Annotated in this window: 21 protein-coding genes; 10 read left to right on the top strand and 11 right to left on the bottom strand. The window is 64.4% G+C overall.

Going from position 1 to position 19,119, the window contains the following annotated elements; all coding sequences use genetic code 11:
- Positions 1-228: 228 nt before the first annotated feature.
- Positions 229-879, top strand: coding sequence for a TIGR04211 family SH3 domain-containing protein (locus tag ACIPZ8_RS16030; RefSeq protein ID WP_400724914.1), 651 nt, complete (start codon positions 229-231; stop codon positions 877-879).
- 60 nt (positions 880-939) lie between these two features.
- Here ACIPZ8_RS16030 and ACIPZ8_RS16025 read toward each other — a convergent pair whose 3' ends face one another.
- A complete protein-coding gene (locus tag ACIPZ8_RS16025; protein ID WP_400724911.1) occupies positions 940-1,206 on the bottom strand; it encodes a hypothetical protein in 267 nt (88 codons plus the stop codon).
- A 92-nt stretch (positions 1,207-1,298) separates the two neighbouring features.
- Positions 1,299-2,219: a LysR family transcriptional regulator gene (locus ACIPZ8_RS16020; RefSeq protein ID WP_400724908.1), complete on the bottom strand. Its 921-nt coding sequence runs from the start codon at positions 2,217-2,219 to the stop codon at positions 1,299-1,301.
- A 123-nt stretch (positions 2,220-2,342) separates the two neighbouring features.
- On the opposite strand from ACIPZ8_RS16020, the gene ACIPZ8_RS16015 reads away from it, so the two are divergent.
- Positions 2,343-3,077, top strand: coding sequence for an SDR family NAD(P)-dependent oxidoreductase (locus ACIPZ8_RS16015; RefSeq protein ID WP_400724905.1), 735 nt, complete (start codon positions 2,343-2,345; stop codon positions 3,075-3,077).
- A gap of 18 nt (positions 3,078-3,095) precedes the next feature.
- Positions 3,096-3,302 carry a 4-oxalocrotonate tautomerase family protein gene (locus ACIPZ8_RS16010; RefSeq protein WP_400724903.1) on the top strand — a complete coding sequence of 69 codons (207 nt, stop codon included), beginning with the start codon at positions 3,096-3,098 and terminating at the stop codon, positions 3,300-3,302.
- A gap of 87 nt (positions 3,303-3,389) precedes the next feature.
- On the opposite strand, the gene ACIPZ8_RS16005 is transcribed toward ACIPZ8_RS16010, so the two are convergent.
- The gene (locus ACIPZ8_RS16005; RefSeq protein ID WP_400724900.1) at positions 3,390-4,271 is read right to left on the bottom strand and encodes a LysR family transcriptional regulator; all 882 of its coding nucleotides are present in this window, start codon (positions 4,269-4,271) and stop codon (positions 3,390-3,392) included.
- 114 nt (positions 4,272-4,385) lie between these two features.
- On the opposite strand from ACIPZ8_RS16005, the gene argC reads away from it, so the two are divergent.
- The gene (gene argC, locus ACIPZ8_RS16000; RefSeq protein ID WP_400724897.1) at positions 4,386-5,321 is read left to right on the top strand and encodes an N-acetyl-gamma-glutamyl-phosphate reductase; all 936 of its coding nucleotides are present in this window, start codon (positions 4,386-4,388) and stop codon (positions 5,319-5,321) included.
- A gap of 73 nt (positions 5,322-5,394) precedes the next feature.
- Complete coding sequence (locus ACIPZ8_RS15995; protein ID WP_400724894.1) at positions 5,395-6,081, top strand: GNAT family N-acetyltransferase; 687 nt, start codon at positions 5,395-5,397, stop codon at positions 6,079-6,081.
- Positions 6,082-6,114: 33 nt separating this feature from the next.
- Here ACIPZ8_RS15995 and ACIPZ8_RS15990 read toward each other — a convergent pair whose 3' ends face one another.
- From ACIPZ8_RS15990 to ACIPZ8_RS15970, 5 genes are read right to left on the bottom strand one after another with little or no spacing between them, the layout of a single operon-like run.
- Complete coding sequence (locus tag ACIPZ8_RS15990) at positions 6,115-6,870, bottom strand: ABC transporter permease (RefSeq protein WP_400724891.1); 756 nt, start codon at positions 6,868-6,870, stop codon at positions 6,115-6,117.
- Complete coding sequence (locus ACIPZ8_RS15985) at positions 6,870-8,075, bottom strand: ABC transporter substrate-binding protein (RefSeq protein ID WP_400724888.1); 1,206 nt, start codon at positions 8,073-8,075, stop codon at positions 6,870-6,872. Before ACIPZ8_RS15985 ends, ACIPZ8_RS15990 begins: the two co-directional genes overlap by 1 nt.
- Positions 8,062-8,883, bottom strand: a complete 822-nt coding sequence (locus ACIPZ8_RS15980; protein ID WP_400724885.1) for an ABC transporter ATP-binding protein — start codon at positions 8,881-8,883, stop codon at positions 8,062-8,064. Before ACIPZ8_RS15980 ends, ACIPZ8_RS15985 begins: the two co-directional genes overlap by 14 nt.
- Positions 8,880-9,944: an acyl-CoA dehydrogenase family protein gene (locus ACIPZ8_RS15975; protein ID WP_400724882.1), complete on the bottom strand. Its 1,065-nt coding sequence runs from the start codon at positions 9,942-9,944 to the stop codon at positions 8,880-8,882. Before ACIPZ8_RS15975 ends, ACIPZ8_RS15980 begins: the two co-directional genes overlap by 4 nt.
- Positions 9,945-9,992: 48 nt before the next feature.
- Complete coding sequence (locus ACIPZ8_RS15970) at positions 9,993-10,553, bottom strand: carboxymuconolactone decarboxylase family protein (RefSeq protein WP_400724880.1); 561 nt, start codon at positions 10,551-10,553, stop codon at positions 9,993-9,995.
- A 103-nt stretch (positions 10,554-10,656) separates the two neighbouring features.
- Between ACIPZ8_RS15970 and ACIPZ8_RS15965 the strand changes: the two genes are divergently transcribed.
- Positions 10,657-11,562, top strand: a complete 906-nt coding sequence (locus tag ACIPZ8_RS15965) for an AraC family transcriptional regulator (RefSeq protein WP_400724877.1) — start codon at positions 10,657-10,659, stop codon at positions 11,560-11,562.
- Positions 11,563-11,681: 119 nt separating this feature from the next.
- Here the strand turns inward: ACIPZ8_RS15965 and ACIPZ8_RS15960 are convergent, their stop codons facing one another.
- Together ACIPZ8_RS15960 and ACIPZ8_RS15955 are read right to left on the bottom strand one after the other, a co-directional pair.
- Positions 11,682-12,221 (bottom strand): RrF2 family transcriptional regulator, encoded by a 540-nt coding sequence (locus ACIPZ8_RS15960; RefSeq protein WP_400724874.1) that lies wholly within the window; start codon positions 12,219-12,221, stop codon positions 11,682-11,684.
- A 39-nt stretch (positions 12,222-12,260) separates the two neighbouring features.
- Positions 12,261-12,491: a hypothetical protein gene (locus tag ACIPZ8_RS15955; protein WP_400724872.1), complete on the bottom strand. Its 231-nt coding sequence runs from the start codon at positions 12,489-12,491 to the stop codon at positions 12,261-12,263.
- Between ACIPZ8_RS15955 and ACIPZ8_RS15950 the strand changes: the two genes are divergently transcribed.
- Positions 12,490-13,692 carry an NAD(P)/FAD-dependent oxidoreductase gene (locus ACIPZ8_RS15950; protein WP_400724869.1) on the top strand — a complete coding sequence of 401 codons (1,203 nt, stop codon included), beginning with the start codon at positions 12,490-12,492 and terminating at the stop codon, positions 13,690-13,692. The genes ACIPZ8_RS15955 and ACIPZ8_RS15950 overlap by 2 nt on opposite strands.
- Before the next feature lie 233 nt (positions 13,693-13,925).
- Positions 13,926-15,551, top strand: a complete 1,626-nt coding sequence (locus ACIPZ8_RS15945) for a methyl-accepting chemotaxis protein (RefSeq protein WP_400724867.1) — start codon at positions 13,926-13,928, stop codon at positions 15,549-15,551.
- A 151-nt stretch (positions 15,552-15,702) separates the two neighbouring features.
- Here ACIPZ8_RS15945 and ACIPZ8_RS15940 read toward each other — a convergent pair whose 3' ends face one another.
- A complete protein-coding gene (locus tag ACIPZ8_RS15940) occupies positions 15,703-17,109 on the bottom strand; it encodes a purine-cytosine permease family protein (protein WP_400724864.1) in 1,407 nt (468 codons plus the stop codon).
- 316 nt (positions 17,110-17,425) lie between these two features.
- On the opposite strand from ACIPZ8_RS15940, the gene ACIPZ8_RS15935 reads away from it, so the two are divergent.
- Both ACIPZ8_RS15935 and ACIPZ8_RS15930 read left to right on the top strand, forming a co-directional pair.
- The gene (locus ACIPZ8_RS15935; protein ID WP_294323856.1) at positions 17,426-17,911 is read left to right on the top strand and encodes a flavin reductase family protein; all 486 of its coding nucleotides are present in this window, start codon (positions 17,426-17,428) and stop codon (positions 17,909-17,911) included.
- 75 nt (positions 17,912-17,986) lie between these two features.
- Complete coding sequence (locus ACIPZ8_RS15930) at positions 17,987-19,027, top strand: LLM class flavin-dependent oxidoreductase (RefSeq protein ID WP_027918587.1); 1,041 nt, start codon at positions 17,987-17,989, stop codon at positions 19,025-19,027.
- The last annotated feature ends 92 nt before the right edge of the window (positions 19,028-19,119 follow it).

Raw genomic sequence — 19,119 nt, 5'->3', positions numbered from 1 at the left:
CCTGGCGGATAACGCCAAGGTGATCACAGCATTACAATCGTGTCATGGGCGTGCAGCGCCTCTAGCCCGGCACTTGCAACATTCTGTAGGTAATTCCTACATCTAGCAGTGAACCTGCTTACAAAAATGCGGTCTGTCCCTGACGGTCAATTCACCGACCGGTTCGCCGGCCCCGTCGCTGATCTACAGTGACCGAGCCTATTTTTCCTGTTGCAGCGAAGACCCAACATGCCTGAATCCCGCCCAGCCTCTCTTGCCCTCCCTGCCCTGCGCGGCAGCCTGCTCGCCGCCCTGATGGTTCTTGCCATCCCCGCGCATGCCGAAGAGCCGGCCAGCGATGCGCGCTGGGTCAGCGACAGCTTGAGCACCTATGTGCGCAGTGGCCCGACCGATGGCCACCGCATCGTCGGCACGCTCAAGTCCGGGCAGAAACTTACCCTGATCGGCAGCCAGGGCAACTACAGCCAGGTGCGTGGGCAGAATGGCGACCTGGTGTGGATCCTCACCAATGACCTGCAGTCGGTACCGGGCCAGAACGAGCGCCTGCCGCAACTCGACGCCCAGGTGGCGGAGCTGTCCGGGCAGCTCAAGACCATCGATGACAGCTGGAAGAACCGCGTGCAGGGCATGCAGGAAACCCTCGACTCGCGCAAGAAGCTCATTGATGAACTGGAAGCCCGCAACCAGGCGCTCAACGAACAGCTCGACCAGAGCCAGTCGAGCCTGCGCGACACCCAGGCCCGCCTGGGCGACGAAAACAAGCAGGTGATGATGCGCTACATGGTATATGGCGGCAGCATCGCCGGCGCTGGCCTGCTGGCGGGGCTGATCCTGCCGGCGCTGACCCGTGGGCGGAAGAAGAACGACCGCTGGTTCTGAAGACGGCCATACGGGCCTCTTCGCAGACTCAACTGCGCAGAGGTCCGCATGAAAAGGGCGTTACGGGCGCGCTTTGTTATAGATACTTTTGGCCTGCTCAGCGGCGGATTGACATTCGGCCCATTTCCCCGCATCCCGAGCTTTTTTGGCTTGTTCCCATTTCACTTTGAAATCATGCGCCATACCGCCGTGCATGGCCTGACCACTGGCTTTGTGATCGGCTTCCAGTTCCTTGATCTTCGCATCACAATTGATCTTGGCCTCATCAGCGGCGTGGGCACCCAAACTCACCAGACAGGCAGCCACCAGCAGTGTCACGTATTTCATGTCGCGTTCTCCTGGGTTATCGGAATGGTCATCGAGATACATTTGGCTCGACGCAGGGAGAAGCATAGTCGGCGATCACCCCCTTTGTCGGTTCAGCTCCGCGCTCGTCCAGTCTCGGCAAACAGGAAGTCGATGAACGCCCGCACCCGCAATGGCATGTGCCGAGCCTGGGGGTAGATCAGCATGAAGGGGCGCGAGGTACCGCCGTAATCGCCCAGTACCTCGACCAGCTCACCACGGGCCAGCGCGTCCTGCACGGTGAAGCGGTAGGCCTGCATCAGGCCACCTCCATGGCACACCAGTGTCGTTGTCGCCAGAAAGTCACCCAGGCAGGTGAAGCCACCGTCGGTATCCATTTCAACCTCGCGGCCTTCGATGCGAAAACGCCAAGGCGAACGGCGACCGTTGCTGGCCAGCTCGAACTGGATGCACTCATGCCCGGCCAAATCCTGCGGCACCTTTGGCGTACCCATGCGGGCCAGGTAGCCCGGCGTCGCCACCACCACCAGTTCGGCATCCTCCAGGCGCCGCGCCACCAGCCGCGAATCGGCGGGCTCGCGGCCACGGATGGCGAGGTCGAAGGGCTCTTCGGCGAAGTCGACGTTGCGATTGCTGACATGCACGTCTACCTGCACCTGTGGATAGCGCTGGCGGAACGCCGGCAGCAACGGCAGCAGACGGTGATGCGCATAAGGGGTGGGCGCGCTGATGCGCAAGCGGCCACTGGGCACGGCTTGGCCACCGGTGGCCTGGCGCTCCGCCTCGACCAGTTGCCCGAGCGCCTGTCGGCATTGCTGGTAATAGGCCTGGCCGGCGTCGGACAGGCGCATCTGCCGTGTGGTCCGCACGAAGAGGCGCACGCCCAGGCGTTCTTCCAGGCGCGCCACGCTGCGGCTCACCGCTGCCGGCGTGACGCCGGCCTCGCTTGCTGCAGCGGTGAAGCTGCCGGTATCGGCTGCCAGGCAAAACAGTTCCAGGCTGCCCAGTTGCAGGTCGTCGAAGTGGCGGGTCATGGCAGCTCTATTGATTACATGATGTATCGATTGAAATGCCATCCGGCTCATTTTTCAAGCCGGCGTTGCGCCCTACAGTGAGTTCCACCACGAGCCACCGGCTCACTTCCGGAGAACGCAACCATGAGCAAGCCAAGAACCGTCATCATCACCGGGGCCTCCAGCGGCCTGGGTTTCGCCCTCGCCGAGGCCTTCCTCGAACGCGGCGACAACGTGGTGGGCAATGCCCGCAGCCAGGCACGCCTGGACCAGGCCGCCGCCCGCCTCGGTCATCCGCAGCGCTTCGTCGGCGTGGCCGGCGACATCGCCGAGGGCGAAACTGCCCAGCGCCTGATCGCCACGGCCCAGGCGACCTTCGGCGGCGTCGACATCCTGATCAACAACGCCGGGATCTTCATCCCCAAGCCCTTCACCGAGTACAGCGAGGCCGACGTCGACGCGCTGGTCGGCACCAACCTCAAGGGCTTTTTCTATCCGTCGCAGGCAGCGGCACGGGTGATGGCTGCGCAAGGCCATGGGCAGATCATCGCCATCACCGCGTCCATCGCCCTGCAGCCAGATACCCGCGTGCCGGCGCTGTTGCCGGTGCTGGTCAAGGGTGGGCTCAACCAGGCGGTCAAAGGCCTGGCCCTGGAGCTGGCCGCCAGCGGCGTGCAGGTCAATGCGGTGGCGCCCGGGATCATCGATACGCCGCTGCACAGTGGCAACGTCGAAGGCCTTGGCGGGCTGTCACCGAGCGGTCGCACAGGCAAGCCGCAGGATGTGGTGGATGCCGTGCTGTACCTGACCGATGCGCGCTTCGTCAGCGGCGTCATCCTGCCCGTGGACGGTGGTAGCACCGCCGGCACCTGGCACTGAACCGAGGAGCGAGCAGCCATGCCTTACGTGCATATCCGGGTGACCGATGAAGGGGTGACCCAGCAACACAAGCGCCAGCTGATCGAGGGCACCACGCAGTTGCTGCAACAGGTGCTGGGCAAGCCACCGGCCAGTACCTTTGTGGTGATCGAGGAAGTGCCGACCGACAACTGGGGGGTTGGCGGCGAGACCGTGACGGCGGTGCGCCGGCGAGAGCGGGGCTGAATTCTGGGCGGCGCTCTGCACCCCTTTCACCGGCAAGCGCGGCTCCCAAAGGTACAGTGTGGGTCTTGAGACGGGTGATAGCAGCCCCTACTGCCGCAAGCGCTCCAGCGCCTCCAGCACAAACCCGGTGGCCCGCTCCACTTCCCCCTCCCGGCAGGCAATCCCCAGCTGGCGCCACAACCCGGGGCGCAGCGGCCGGCGCGCAATGCGCCGGTCCAGTTCGGCGGCCTCACCTTCCTGCGGCAACAGCGTCGCGCCATAGCCAGCCCCCACCAGGCTCTTGATTGCATCGTTGTAGTTCAGCTCGATCCGCGGCTCGGGATACAAACCCGCCGCCGCGAACCACTCACCCGTCACCCGCGACAGCTGGGTGCTGTTGTCATTGAGGATCAACGCACGCTGCGCCAGCCAGGCGGGGGTGACCTTGGCGGGCGGCTGCCAGTCGGCCGGCACATACGCCAGGATCGGGTCACGCCGCCATGGCGTGAGCCTGACACCCTTGCCAGCCACCTGCGGCAGCGCCACCAGGCCGATATCCAGGGTGCCTTCGCGCAAACGCGCCAGGGAGGCCTGGGAGGTCAGCACCTGAACCTGCACGTCAATACCGGGGTGCGCCCCCCGCAGGTGCTCGAGGGCCTTGGGCAGCAGGTGGGCAATGGCACCCGTGGAGGCCCCCAGGCGTACTCGCCCGGTCAGGCCTTCGACCTGACGGCGCACTTCGTCCAGGGCCAGGTCGGCATCGGCCAGAAGGCGGCGGGCCCGGTTCAGCAAGGTCTCGCCGATGGTCGTGGGGCGCACCTGGTTGCGGTTACGGGTCAGCAGCGGTGCGCCGACTCGCGCCTCCAGCTCGGCCACATGCAGGCTGATGGTGGGCGGCGCCAGGTTGAGCTGGCGGGCGGCTTCGGCAAAGGAACCCTGGTCGGCGATTACCACCAGGGTGCGCAGGCGGTCGAGGCTGATTTCGCGCATGAGCAGCGATCCTTGATTCATCAGAACTGAACGTCAGCATCATGATATTCAAATTTTCTTTCTCAAGGCCACAGGCGAGCATAGGTCATCCCCTCCCCTGACCGGACCCCGACCATGCACACCCCAGTTGTCTTCATCGACGGCGACCAAGGCACCACCGGCCTGCAGATCCACGCCCGCCTGCAAGGCCGCAACGACCTGCGCCTGCTGACCCTGCCCGAAGCCGAGCGCAAGGACCCACAGCGCCGCGCCGACGCCATCAACAGCGCCGACATCGCCCTGCTGTGCCTGCCCGACGACGCCGCCCGCGAGGCCGTGACGGCCATCGCAAACCCGGCGGTGCGGGTCATCGACGCCAGTTCCGCGCACCGCACCGCGCCAGGCTGGGTCTATGGCCTGGCGGAACTGGACGGGCAGCAGGCCGAGCGTATCGCCCAGGCCAAGCGGGTCAGCAACCCTGGCTGCTACCCCACTGGCGCCATTGCCTTGCTGCGCCCGCTGGTCAAGGCCGGCCTGCTGCCGGCCGACTACCCGCTGAGCATCCATGCCATCTCCGGCTATTCCGGCGGCGGTCGCACGGCCGTCGAGCGGCACGAGACGCCGGACGCTGAACACGCCCCGACCTTGCAGTTGTATGGCCTGGAACTGGCGCACAAGCACGTGCCGGAAATCCAGCAGCACGCCGGCCTGTCGGCACGGCCGATGTTCCTGCCGGGTTACGCGGCCTATCGCCAGGGCATCGTCCTGAGCATCCCGCTGCAACTGCGCCTGCTGCCGGGCCAGGCCACCGCCGAACAGTTGCAGGCTTGCCTGGAACAGCACTATCAGGGCGCCCGCCATGTGCAGGTGATGCCCCTGCACCAGCAAGGTCCGGCCACCCCGCTCGACCCTGAGGCGCTGAACGACAGCAACGACCTGCGCCTGGCGCTGTACGCCAACCCCGAGCACGGCCAGGTAGTACTGACGGCGGTGTTCGACAACCTCGGCAAGGGGGCCTCGGGCGCGGCGGTGCAGAACCTCGACCTGATGCTCGCCGCGATGCGCGGCTAAAAAGGGTTTAGACTGTTCACCCCGCGCCAACCCGGCGCGGGGTGAGCCAACCGCAGCCGGAGCCCGTTTACCGATGTTCATCCTGAGCCGCCTCGACAGCGTGCCGCCCGAATCCTTCCAGAACCAGATCCGCGAGCTGGTAATCCACAACGTCGGCGACCTGAGCAGCGTCGCCATTCGTGCCGAAAACCCGCTGTATCCGCTGTATCAGTACGGTGTCGGCATGGAGGTGCACCAATACCTGCAGGCCATGGACGGCACCCGCGGCCTGGCCGTGGAACTGACCCTGGCCCTGGATGCCGACGCCCCCGACCAGTTGCTTGGTTTCGCCCTGACCTTGCCGGCCCAGGACAACCCCCAGGCCTGCGCCCTGGCGTTTCTGGCCGTGGCGCCCAGCCACCGCCGCCAAGGCATTGCCCGTGCCCTGCTGGGTGATGCGCAAGCGCGCCATGCCAGCGTCGAGCTGAATGCCTTTGCCAGCCAGGTGCCCTGGTTCGAAAACATGGGCATGCAGGTGGTCGCCGCCAGCGGGCCGCAGGTGCTGATGAGCAGCACTGGCCAGGCCAGTGGCGCGCTGATCGGGCGGCTGGACATTGCGCCGATCTACCAGACGGCCGAGGTGCTGCAGATTCACACCTACCTGCTCAATCAGCAGGGTGAGGATGCCATGCTCGATGCCGAGCAGCAGCGCGATGAATGGCTGGACGAGTTGACGGTGCAGGCCAAGGAATGTGCGCGGCAGCGCAAGTCGGTGCATTGATAATCTGGGGCTGCTTTGCAGCCCCGGCAATTTTCAGGCATGCACCCAGCGCCGATGCAGCCCACGGGCCAAAGCGTCGAGCATGAACCCCAGCACGCCGATCAGCAGCACCATTGCCATCAGCTCCGAGTACGCCAGGCGGTCGCGGGTATCGAGAATGAAATACCCCAGCCCCGCACTCACCCCCAGCATCTCGCACGGCACCAGCACGATCCACAGGATGCCGATGGCCAGGCGCACGCCGGTCAGCACATGGCCGATCACCCCAGGGAAGATCACCTTGCACAAGGTTTCCCAGCGCGTGGCACTGAGGCTGCGGCTCAGCTGCAGCCAGCGCGGGTCGAGCTGGCGCACGCCAGCGGCGGTGTTGAGCAGGATCGGCCACAGTGCGGCAAAGGCCAGCAGGAAGTAGATCGGCTGGTCACCCACGCCCATCAGCATCACCACCACCGGCATCCACGACAGTGGCGAAATCATCCGCAGGAACTGGAACGCCGGTGTGGTCGCCGCCTCCAGATGCCGGTAGCTGCCGACCAGCAGCCCCAGCGGCACGCCGATCAGCAGCGCCAGCAACAAGCCGACCAGAATGCGCTTGAGGCTGACCCAGACATGCCCGTAGACCTCGCCTTGGCCAAGCAGCTCGACCAAGCTGGCCAGGGTCGCCTGGGGCGAGAAGCGCGCCGACAGGCCGTCGGCCTCGCCGAACAGCCGCACACCCAGCCACCACAGCAACAGCAACCCCAGCAGGCCGGCCAACCCCAGGCCGGCATGGACGACGTGCTTGCGCATCAGACCGCGAACTCCTCGCTGCGCTGGAAGTTCTCGGCGATGCCAAACACCGAAGGCCCACCGACTGCCGCAATGGCATTGCGCACGAAGCGGTCATCGACCAGGTCGCGAGCCGTCTGCGCCGGGTCCAGATTGGCGAGGAAGCCACTTTCGCCCTCGATCAGGGTGTGCTTCAGGCGCTTGACCAGTTCCTCGGTGTAGCTGGGGTATGGGTAGGGCTGGAAGTCGATGCGCTTCTCATCCCACTGCTGATGCTGAATGGCGCCACTGGCAATGTAGCTGGCACGGTCTTCGGCGGCCGGGGCCAGAACCTTGGTCAGCACTGCCGGTTCATGCGGGGTGTACTTGTTGGGGCCCGCCTTGGACAGCAGCGCCGCCGCTTCGGCACGGTGGTCGCGGGTCCAGTGCTGGGCCTTGACGATGGCGTTGACCACCTTCTGCGACCATTCCGGGCGGTTGTTCAGGTCGTGCTCGTGCATGAACACCACGCAGCAGGCGTGGTTGCGCCAGACATCACCGGTAAAGCGCTGCACGCGGCCGACCTTGAGGTTCTCGGCCAGGGCATTGAACGGTTCGGCGACGATGTAGCCGGCAATGCGCTTGCTGGCCAGGACTGGCGGCATGTCCGAAGGCGGCAGCACCAGCAGGTTGACTTCGTTGGCCGCCAGCTGTGCATTGGCGGGCTTGGACACCGGGGTCAGGCCGTTGTCGTCGAGCATCTGCTGCAGCACCACGTTGTGGATCGAGTACCAGAACGGGATGGCCACGGTCTTGCCGCCCAGCTGCTTCATGTCGGTGATGTCCGGCGCCACGGTCAGGCCCGAACCGCCAACATGGTTCCAGGCCACCACCTTGGCCGGCACCTTGCTGCCGTAACGTGCCCAGACGGTCATCGGCGACAGCAGGTGAATGACGTTGACCTGGCCGGAGATGAACGCCTCGATCACCTGCGCCCAGCTGCGCAGCAGCACCGGGCGCTCGGCCTTGATGCCTTCGGCCTCGAACAGGCCGTTGTTGTGCGCCACCAGCAGCGGCGTGGCGTCGGTGATCGGCAGGTAGCCGATGCGCACCGGCGCGTCGGGTTCGGCGGCGGCGCGGGCCTGCAGGCTGGAAAGCAGCGGCACGGCACCGGCGGCAGTGAGCATGGCGCTGAGCTTGAGGAAATCACGACGTGAAGTGGCGGAACAGCAGTCATCCATGCACATGTGCAGGCTCCGAAGGCAACGAGGTAGGGGAAGGTTCAGCCGTGCGGCTTGCCCGCCGAAGGGTTTTCAGAATCTCGATTCGCAACGCGCCCAGCTCCTCGACCCGGTGCGTGCGCGGTTGCGGCAGGTCGATGTGCCATTGGCCAAGGATGTGCGCCGGGTGGTTGCCCAATAGCAGCACCCGGTCGGACAACAGCAGGGCTTCGTCGATATCGTGGGTAATCAGCACCGCCGCCGTGTTGTGGGTGGCGATCAGTTGCAGCAGCAATTGCTGCATGTCGGCACGGGTCACTTCATCGAGCGCACCGAACGGCTCGTCGAGCAGCAGGACTTCAGGCTGGCGCGCCAGGCAGCGAGCCAGCGCGGTGCGCTGGGCCATGCCGCCGGACAACTGCGCCGGATACTGGTTGCGCGCATGGGCCAGGCCCACCGCGCTGATGGCATGGTCGATGCGCGCACGGCGCTCGGCAGCAGCCAGCCTGGGCTGGCGGGCGAAGTCCAGGCCGAAGGCGACGTTCTTTTCCAGGCTCAGCCAGGGCAGCAGGCTCGGGTCCTGGAAGGCCACCGCCAGGCGCGGATGGGGGCCCTGCAGCGGCTCGCCGTGCAGGGTCACGCGACCGCCGCGCGGTAGCTGCAGACCGGCCAGCACCCGCAGCAGGCTGGACTTGCCTACACCACTGGGGCCGAGGATGGTCACCACCTCCCCTGGCGCCAGTTGCAGGTCGAAGCGCGCCAGCACGTCCTGCCAGCCGCCCTCGCGCGGGTAGCCCAGGCTGATCTCGCAGGCTTCGAGTAACGCCTGGCTCATGCGCTGGCGGCCTGGCGATGCAGCTCGGCGCGCAGTTGCACCAGGCTTGGGGTGACGATCGGCACGAACGCCGACTCGCGCCAGCGGCGGGCGAAGCCGGCACCGAACTCATCCAGGTATGCCTTGCCGCCGCTGGCCTGCAGCTCCAGCTGCACGGCGTCGGCCGCACTTTCGGCGAGGGTGATGCGCAACTTGAACAGTGCCGCCGGCTGGCTCTGGAAGCGCCCTTCGAGCAGGCCTTGCTTGAGCTCGGCCACGGTATTTTCCAGGCGTTCCTTGAGCACCTGGCGGTGTTCTTCGAGGAACGACAGGCGCCCGTGCAGGTGTTCGTGTACTTCGTGCAACGAGCGCCGCGCCAGGCCGATGGCCATGCCGCACTGCAGGGCGAGAAACGCCGGGCGCACCTTGGGCAGGAATTCGCGGGCGTTTTCGTGCAGCAGCCAGTCGCGGCTCAACTCGACCTGGTGGAACGCCAGCGCTGCCGTGTTGCTCGATTGCAGGCCCATCAGTTCCAGGTCGTCAGAGCGCTCCAGGCCCTGGCTGTCGGAGGGAATGGCCATCACCAAAGGCGAACCGCCGGCGTCGTCCTCGATGGCCGCTGCCACGACGAAGCCACTCTTGCGCAGGTTGGTCACCCAATGCAGGCGGCCCTCCAGTGTCCAGCCCGCCGCGCCGGGGCGGCCACGCACCTGCAAGGCCTCGATCCCGGAGAGAAACTTCATGGCGTTGGACAAACCGGTGGCACCGGCCAGTTCGCCGGTCAGCAGGCTGGGCAGCAAGCGCTCGCGCAAGGCCTGGTTGGGGCTTTGCAGCAGGTATTCGATGAATGCGCGCTGGCCCCAGCAGACGAAGGCTGCGGCCAGTGAGCGGCTGGCGATGGCGGCGATGGCTTCGACCGCATGGGTGACCGCGCCCCCGCTGCCCCCCAATGCCGGGGCGACGCCGACGCGCAGCAGCTGCGATTCGGCGATGTGCGCCAGCACCTGTTGCGGGTCGCATTGGCCCTGGTCGATTGCCTCGGCATTGGCATCCAGCCATTGACGAAATGCAGCATCAAGCATGTCCCTACTCCTTTTGAAATCGCAGGCGCCACCAGCGCCAGGCGTCAATTACGCAGTTGGCTGCCAGCGGTACTTGCTCAGCTCGTCGTTGAGCGGCGTCTGGGCGAACACATTAGCAAAGTTGCACAGGGTTGCGAGGCTCACGCCAAGAATCACTTCCAGGGCGTTGCCCTCGGTAAAACCGGCTGTGCGGAACGCCTGGTAGGTGGCGTCGCTGACATTGCCGCGGGTGGCAATGACTTCACGGGCGAATTCGGCCAGGGTCTCGAAGCGGGCATCCGGCAGTTCGCCACGGGCACGCAGGGCGTCGACCACCTCGGCGGGCAGCTTGGCCTTGTTCAGGGCCACGGCGGTATGGCCGGCGACGCAGAAGTCGCAACCGTGCTTGGTGGCGGCAATCAGTTGTACCACCTCACGCTCGGCCAGGGTCAGCTCGGATTTGCCGTTCAGGGCGGAAACGGTGACATAGGTTTCCAGCGCTGCCGGGGCGTTGGCCAGCACGCCGAGCAGGTTGGGAATGAAGCCGGAGTTCTTCTGGGCGTTTTCCAGGAATGGGCGGGCCGCTTCCGGGGCGCTCTGCAGAGTGTGTAGAGTAATGCGCGAGGACATGGAGTGGTCTCCTTTTGATGTGTGTCGCTACAGTCTGTTGGTTATAAGAATTACCCTCCATATTCATCAGTCGCCTTTCCTTGCTCCTGAGTCTTTGCATTAGATGATTTCATCCAGCCATCTTGTCGATTGGTTATTAGAAAGCCTCGAACTCGACGCCAGCCTGTTCCATGTCGGCCGCTACTGCGGCGGCTGGCATGCCAGCACCCAGGGCATGGGCCGCGCCAGCTTTCACGTGGTGGTGCAGGGCCATTGCTGGCTGCACCTCGATGGCCAGAGCGAGGCCGTGCGACTGGCAACCGGCGATGCCGTGTTTCTGCTGCGCGACCTGGGCTATCGGCTGTCCAATGACCAGGACCCGATCGCAGCCTGCGAGCAGCCACGCCAGCAGATGCAGTCGCTGGATGCGACGGCAAGCGATGGTGTGGGCCTGGTCTGCGGGTTCTTCGACTTCCGTGCCGGGTTATCGTCACTGATCGTCGAGGGGCTGGCCGACTGGATCGTGCTACGCGCCGATGAGCCGGCCGGGCATGCGGCGCGGGCGTTGTTCGGGCTGATTCTGGAGGAGTGCCAGCGCTCGCCCTCGCAAACGCTGCTGGAGCGCCTGACCCACTTGCTGTTTCTGTACGTGCTGCGCCAGCAGGCACATGGCGGGCAATTGCTGGGCGGGCTGGTCGCCCTCGCCCGCCAGCCGGCGTTTGCCGGGTTGCTGGAACAATTGATCGAACAGCCTGGGCAGGCCTGGACACTGGAGAGCATGGCAGCCTGCACCGGGTTGTCGCGTTCGGCGTTCTTCAAGCGTTTCAATGAACTGGCCGGGCAATCGCCGGGGCAGGTACTGCTGGCGCTGCGCATGCGCCATGCGTGCCGGTTGCTGCAGGCGGGCAAAACCGTGGAGCAGGTGGGGGTACAGGTGGGATACCAGTCGGTGGCTGCGTTTACCCGGGCGTTTGCCAAGGCCATGGGGGTGCAGCCTGGGGCCTATCGTCGCCAGCACGAAGGCCGTTGACCTATCCTGGCCCTTTCGCGGTGTACGACCGCTCCCACAGGTACATCACAGCTTCTGAATACTGTGCAGTCCCTGTGGGAGCTGGCTTGCCCGCGAAAGGGCCGGGACAGGCCGCAGAATCAGACCTGGCTGACCGGAATGTCCCCGGCACCCTTGCCATCACGTCGCTCGCTCATCCACTCATTGACCTGCTGCCCGAACTCGGCCGGCGCCTTGCGCCCAAACCGCCGCGACAGGTCGAGGATGGTCTGCTGCGCCAACGCCTCTTCCATGCGCTTCTGCGCCCCCAGCATCACCGCATGAATGGCGCAGGTGCCCTCGGTCGCCCAACCCGGTGCTGATCCTTCGAACAAGGTGCAACGTTCGCGGATCTCGCGACAATCGAAGATCTTCTTCGGCCCGTCGATGGCATTGACGATATCCAGCACGGTGATTTCGTCCGACGGCCGTGCCAGGCGAAAACCGCCGCGCACGCCTTCGGTGGCCACCACCAGCTTGGCCCGGGCAAGCTTGGTGAAGACCTTGGCCAGGTATTCCTGCGGCACGCCCTGCAGTTCCGCCAGGTCGCGCACGCTGGACTCACGGGTATCACCTCGTTCATCCACGAGGTACAGCAGGCAATGGATGCCGTATTCGACGCCAGCACTGTAGAGCGACATATAAATCTCCGACCAACTTTGTCGTAAATACTACGCTGATCATTGGCACAGCGCAAAGCTGCCCTGCGCCATTCGTCGCCATTTCACGCCCATGCTCTGCCCGCTAAAGCCATGAATCACAGGCATCCACCCGGTTTCTGCCGGGCGTCGACCGCTACCCGCTGAAAAAAAACACTTGCCGATTAAAACTACGATCAATACAGTCGTAGTTATTCGAGCAGCCCAACCAACGCCCTCGAAGCCCTCTTCAACCTTGCGGAGCTCTTCCATGAAATCGAACATCCTGATCATCGGTGCCGGCTTTGCCGGAGTCTGGAGCGCCCTGAGCGCCGCCCGCCTGCTCGACCAGGCCCAGCGCGACGACCTGAGCATCAGCGTGCTCGCCCCGCAACCGGAACTGCGTATTCGCCCACGCTTCTACGAGGCCGACGCGCACAACCTGAAGGCACCGGTCGGTGAACTGTTCGATGCAGTCGGTGTGCGCTTCATCACCGGCAATGCCGAAGCCATCGATGCCGAAGGCCGCAGCGTCAGCTACAGCGATGTCGATGGCCAGCGTCAGCAGATTGCCTACGACCGCCTGATCCTCGCCGCCGGCAGCCAGGTGGCGCGCCCGGCGATTCCAGGCCTGGCCGAACATGCCTTCGATGTCGACCAGATGGAGTCGGCCGTGAAGCTCGAGCAGCACCTGTTCGGCCTGGCCGCCCTGCCCGCATCAAAGGCGCGCAACACCGTGGTGGTCTGCGGCGGTGGCTTCACCGGCATCGAAACCGCCACGGAAATCCCCGTCCGCCTGCGCACCATCCTCGGCAACGACACTGAGGTACGAGTACTGGTGATCGATCGTGGCACCCGCGTCGGTGCTGCACTCGGTGCCGGCATCACCCCTTCGATCGTCGCAGCCAGTGAACAGGCTGGCGCAGAGTGGCTGACCGGCACCTCGGTGGTGGCGGTGGATGCCGGCGGCGTGACCCTGGACAGCGGTGAGTACATCGCCAGCAAGACCGTGATCTGGACCGCCGGTGTCAAGGCCAGCCCGCTGACCGCCCAGGTCGCCGGCGAGCGTGACAACTTTGGCCGCCTCAAGGTCGACGACCACCTCAAGGTAATCGGCCAGGACCACATCTATGCCACCGGCGACACCGCCTGGGCCGCCGTCGACGAACTGGGCAACCACGCCCTGATGACCTGCCAGCACGCCATCCCCATGGGCCGCCACTCCGGCAACAACGCCATGGCCGACCTGCTGGGCGTAGCACCGGTGGTCTACCGTCAACCCAAGTACGTCACCTGCCTGGACCTCGGCGAATGGGGCGCGGCCTTCAGTGAAGGCTGGGAGCGCGAGTTGAAGCTGCAGGGCCAGGAAGGCAAGGCGCTGAAGCGCCAGATCAACGGGGTATGGATCTACCCACCGGCCGCCGATCGCGCCCTGGCACTGGCTGCTGCCGACCCGCTGATCGCGATCGTTTAACTGCAAAATCCTGACAGATCCGTCAATAAATGACGGATTTGTCAGCATATGTCGTTACATTGAATGACTGGTCAATATTAATGGCCATATGGCATCATTCAAATCAAAAAACATTCAAGAGGGTGAGGCACACACTTTAATCCGCAGCGCATCGAGAGCCTGGCGCCATCCCCGGTGACCCGGCCATCCGTCCATGCTCTTGACGCCTGCACGCCAACGTCAAGGAGCATTCCATGCAGTTACGGAATATGAAGATCGGCACCCGCGCTACCAGCGTTTTCGCCCTGTTGGGCGCATTGGTCCTGGCCATGGGCCTTATCGCGATCTATGAAACCCGGCAGATGGACTCGGCCACGGACGAAATCCGTGTCACCTGGATACCCGCCGTGGTCGCCCTCAGTGAAATCAGCACCAACCTCGGCCGCGCCCGCGCCGTCACCCTGCGCGCCGCGCTGGACGACAACGCCAGCGAACGCGCACGCAACATCGAGCTGGCCAAAGGTATCAACGAGCAGCTCAACGGTGGCCTCAAGGACTACGAGGACACCATCATCGCCGCCGATGACCGAGCCCTGTTCAACGCCTTCAATGCTGCCCACCAGCAATACCTCGACCTCCAGGCACGCGTACTGCAGGACCTCGCGGCAGGTCGCATGGACGAGGCCAAGCAGCAGATCAGCGGCCCGCTCACCCAGTACGCCGACGCCATGATGAAGGCCATGGCCGCGCTTATTGCCTACAACGGCAAAGGTGCCGACGATGCCTCGCAACGCAGTAGCGATGTGGCCGATCAGGCCTTAACCGCCATCATCGCTTCGCTGGTGATCATCATGCTCGCCCTGGCCGCCATCGCCACTGTGCTCACTCGCAGTATCGTGGTGCCGCTGGCCGACGCGGTCGCCGTGGCCGAGCGTGTGGCCACAGGCGACCTGACCCAGGACATCCGTGTCGTCGGCCGTGATGAACCGGCCCTGTTGCTGCGCGCCCTGAGCCGTATGCAGAACAGCCTGCGCGAGACCATCCGCAAGATTGCCGCGTCCTCCGACCAACTGGCCTCGGCCTCGGAAGAGCTGCACACCGTCACCGAAGACACCAGCCGTGGCCTGCACCAGCAGAGCGCGGAAATCGACCAGGCCGCCACCGCCGTCAACCAGATGACCGCGGCGGTGGAAGAAGTGGCGAACAACGCGGTGAGCACGGCCGACGCCTCGAAAGGTGCCGACCAGAACACCCGCGATGGCCGTGATCAGGTCAACCAGGCCTTGGCCTCGATCCAGCATCTGGTCAACGACGTGACGGGCACCTCGACCGAGATCGAACAGCTGGCCAGCAACGCCAACGAGATCAGCCGCGTGCTGGACGTGATCGGCGCGATTGCCGGGCAGACCAACCTGCTGGCGCTCAACGCGGCGATCGAAGCGGCCCGCGCGGGTGAGGCAGGTCGCGGTTTTGCCGTGGTGGCCGATGAGGTGCGCGCCCTCGCCCACCGTACCCAGCAGTCGACGGCAGAGATCGAGCAGATGATCGCCGGGATCCAGAACGGTACCGAGCGGGCGGTGTCGGCGATGCACAGCAGCCGCGGCCGGGCCAACGGCACGCTGGAAGTGGCACAGGGTGCGGGCCAGGCGCTGGAGGTGATTGCCGAGGCGATCGCTTCGATCAACCAGCGCAACCTGGTGATCGCCAGTGCTTCCGAGGAGCAGGCGCAGGTGGCACGGGAGGTGGATCGCAACCTGGTGAACATTCGTGACCTGGCGATGCAGACGTCGGCAGGGGCAAACCAGACCAGTGCGGCGGCGCAGGACCTGTCGCGCCTTGCCGTGGACCTGAATGGCATGGTGGCGCAGTTCAAGGTCTGATCTGAAAGTGCTGGGGCCGCGTTGCGGCCCATCGCAGGCAAGCCAGCTCCCACAGGGATTGCGCAATGCCCAAGGCTTGCGCTGTACCTGTGGGAGCTGGCTTGCCTGCGATGGGCTGCAAAGCAGCCCCTGTCAAAGCAACAACAATCTATCAGTCGTTAACGCTTACCACCCGCCCCGCCCGCTCGCCAGCCTTGCCGCGAGTCGCCAGGCAGTAGTACAGCGGCACCGTCACCAGCAGGCCGAACAGCCACGACAGGTCAGCCCCTTCGACAATGTTCGAGTACGGCCCCACATACAGCGACGTGTTGGCAAACGGCAACTGCACCAGGATCCCGCAGGCATAGGCAATGATCGCGTGGTGATTGAAGCGGCCATAGATGCCGCCGTCCGCACGGAAGATCGACGCGATGTCGTACTGGCCCTTCTTGATCAGGTAGAAGTCGATCAGGTTGATCGACGCCCACGGCACCAGCACCAGCAGCAGCGCCAGGATCAGGCCGATGAACTGGCCGATGAACCCGGCCGACGCATTCAGCGCCACCATCCCGCAGCCCACCAGGATCACCGAGGCGAGGATCACCCGCACCTTGATGCTCGGCGTCCACTCGGCGACGAAGGTCTGGATCGCGGTAACGATCGACAGCACCGCGCCATACAGGTTGAGGGCGTTGTGGCTGATGATGTTGAGCAGGAACAGCACCATCAGGATCGGGCCCAGCCAGCCGGTGGCCTGCTTGACCGCATCCATCGCGTCGGTGCCGTCCGGCACGCACAGCACCGCGATCGTACCGAAGCTGAAGCACAGGATGGTGCCCAGGGTGGCGCCGAAGTAGGTGGCCCAGAACGGCTTGGCGATGCCCACTTCACGCGGCAGGTAGCGCGAGTAGTCGGAGGTGTACGGCGAGAAGCTGATCTGCCAGATGATGCCCAGCGACACCGTGGCGATGAAACCCGACAGGTTGAACGCGCCACGGCTGAAGAAGTCGGCCGGCAGCTCCTGGACGAACATCATGATGAACCCGGCCAGCAGTGCCGAACCCATCACCCAGGTACCGATGCGGTTGAGGATGTGGATGAAGCGGTAGCCGATCACGCCGATGGCCGTCGCACTCAGGGCGCCGATCACGATTGCGCCTGGCATCGGCACGCTCGGGGCGATGCCGTGGATGGTCTTGCCCGCCAGGACGATGTTGGAAATGAAGAAGCCGACATAGATCAGCGCAGTGAAGAACACGATCAACAGCGCGCCGTATCGGCCGAACTGGCCACGGCTCTGGACCATCTGCGGAATGCCCAGCTGCGGTCCCTGCGCAGAGGCCAGGGCAATGAACACGCCCCCGACAAGATGACCCAGCACGATTGCGATCAGCCCCCACAGCAGGTTCAGGTGGAACACCTGGACCACCATGGCGCCGGTGACGATAGGCAGTGGCGCGATGTTGGTACTGAACCAGAGGGTGAACAGGTCGCGCGCCTTCCCATGGCGCTCGGCAGGTGGAACGTAATCGACCGTGTGATTCTCGACAAACTGGTGTTGCGACGACGGTTGGGACATAGGATTCAGCTCGAAAGGTCGTTTTTATCTTTGTAAGGAAACCGCATCAAGGCGGCCTCTCAGCTGCGGACCATATTATGGTATTCCAAACTTTTGACAACACTGATCCGTAGGAAAAAACGCCCGCTGATCTGCTCGCACAACCCCTGCGACAAACCGTCTCACCGCTCGAACCCACGGTTTACGTGGCCTTGCGCCGTTCATCGTGAAAAACCAGGGCTGAAAATTCCGCTTGCAAAATAGGTATTACGGTATACCATCAGACACATCAACGATAAAAACCGCGGACCACCGCAGCCCTTTAGAGGTACACCAGATGATCGACGCAAGCATCTACAAGAACGTCCTGGGCTCCTTCCCGTCCGGAGTGACCGTCATCACCACCCTGGACGACGACGGCTCGGTCGTCGGCCTGACCGCCAGCGCCTTCTCCTCCCTGTCGATGGACCCACCGCTGGTGCTGTTCTGCCCCAACTACACCTCCGACTCCTACCCGGTGCTGATCAAGAACAAGCGTTTCGCCATTCACCTGCTCTCCGGTGGGCAGCAGGCCGAAGCCTACGCGTTCGCCAAGAAAGGCAAGGACAAGGCTGCCGGCATCGAATGGACCCTGAGCGAACTGGGCAACCCGATCCTGGCCGGCGCCACCGCCGTCATCGAATGCGAACTGTGGCGCGAATATGAAGGTGGCGACCACGCCATCATGGTCGGCAAGGTGCACAACCTGATCGTCCCCGAGGAAGCGCCTCGGCCGATGGTCTACTGCCGCGGCAAGATGGCCAGCCTGCCGGCCTTTGCCTGAAGCCTATTCTGAATCGAGACACCTGGCGCCTGCGCAGCCTGGCGACAGACCCTTTCAAGCGTTGAGGAAAGCCCCATGAAATTTTCGTTGTTCGTGCACATGGAACGTTGGGATGAACAGGTCAGCCACCGCCAGCTGTTCGAAGACCTGACCGAACTGACCCTGATGGCCGAGCACGGCGGTTTCAGCACCGTGTGGATCGGCGAACACCACGCCATGGAATACACCATCTCGCCAAGCCCGATGCCGCTGCTGGCCTACCTGGCTGCCCGCACCGAGAAGATCCGCCTGGGTGCCGGCACCATCATCGCGCCGTTCTGGAACCCGATCCGCGTTGCCGGTGAATGCGCCCTGCTCGACGTGATCAGCAACGGCCGCATGGAAGTTGGCCTGGCCCGCGGCGCCTACCAGTTCGAATTCGACCGCATGGCCGGTGGCATGCCGGCCACCGACGGCGGCAAGGCCCTGCGCGAAATGGTCCCGGTGGTGCGCAAGCTTTGGGAAGGCGACTACGCCCATGACGGCGAAGTCTACAAGTTCCCGACCTCCACCAGCGTACCGAAGCCGTTCAACGCCACCCCGCCGATGTGGATCGCTGCCCGCGACCCGGACTCGCACAACTTCGCCGTGGCCAACGGTTGCAACGTGATGGTCACCCCGTTGATGAAGGGCGACGAGGAAGTGCTGGACCTGAAGAACAAGTTCCAGGCCGCCCTCGACAACAACCCGGACGTGCCACGCCCGCAACTGATGGTACTGCGCCACACCCACGTGCACAGCCCGTCGGAGCCTGAAGGCTGGAAAATCGGCGCCCAGGCCATCTCGCGCTTCTACCGCACCTTCGATGCCTGGTTCGGCAACAAGACCACCCCGGTAAACGGCTTCCTGGAGCCGAGCCCGGAGTCGAAGTTTGCCGAAGTGCCGGCGTTCCAGCTGGAGAACATCCGCAAGAACACCATGATCGGCACCCCGGAAGAGATCATCGCCCGTATCAAGTACTACCAGGAACTCGGTGTCGACGAGTTCAGCTTCTGGTGCGACAACAGCCTGCCCCACGCCGAGAAGAAGAAGTCGCTCGAGCTGTTCATCAAGGAAGTGGTGCCGGCTTTCGCCTGAATTCCCATTGCCTGAGTCATTGCGGGACGCGCCCGCTCCCGTGGGCCCTCGTGGCCTGCGTGAGCGGGCTTTTTTTTAGCCTGCACCGGCCT

It is taken from the genome of Pseudomonas sp. NPDC089422, from assembly GCF_044749405.1.
Taxonomy (GTDB): Bacteria; Pseudomonadota; Gammaproteobacteria; order Pseudomonadales; family Pseudomonadaceae; genus Aquipseudomonas.
This window is presented reverse-complemented; position numbering and strand designations above follow the sequence as displayed.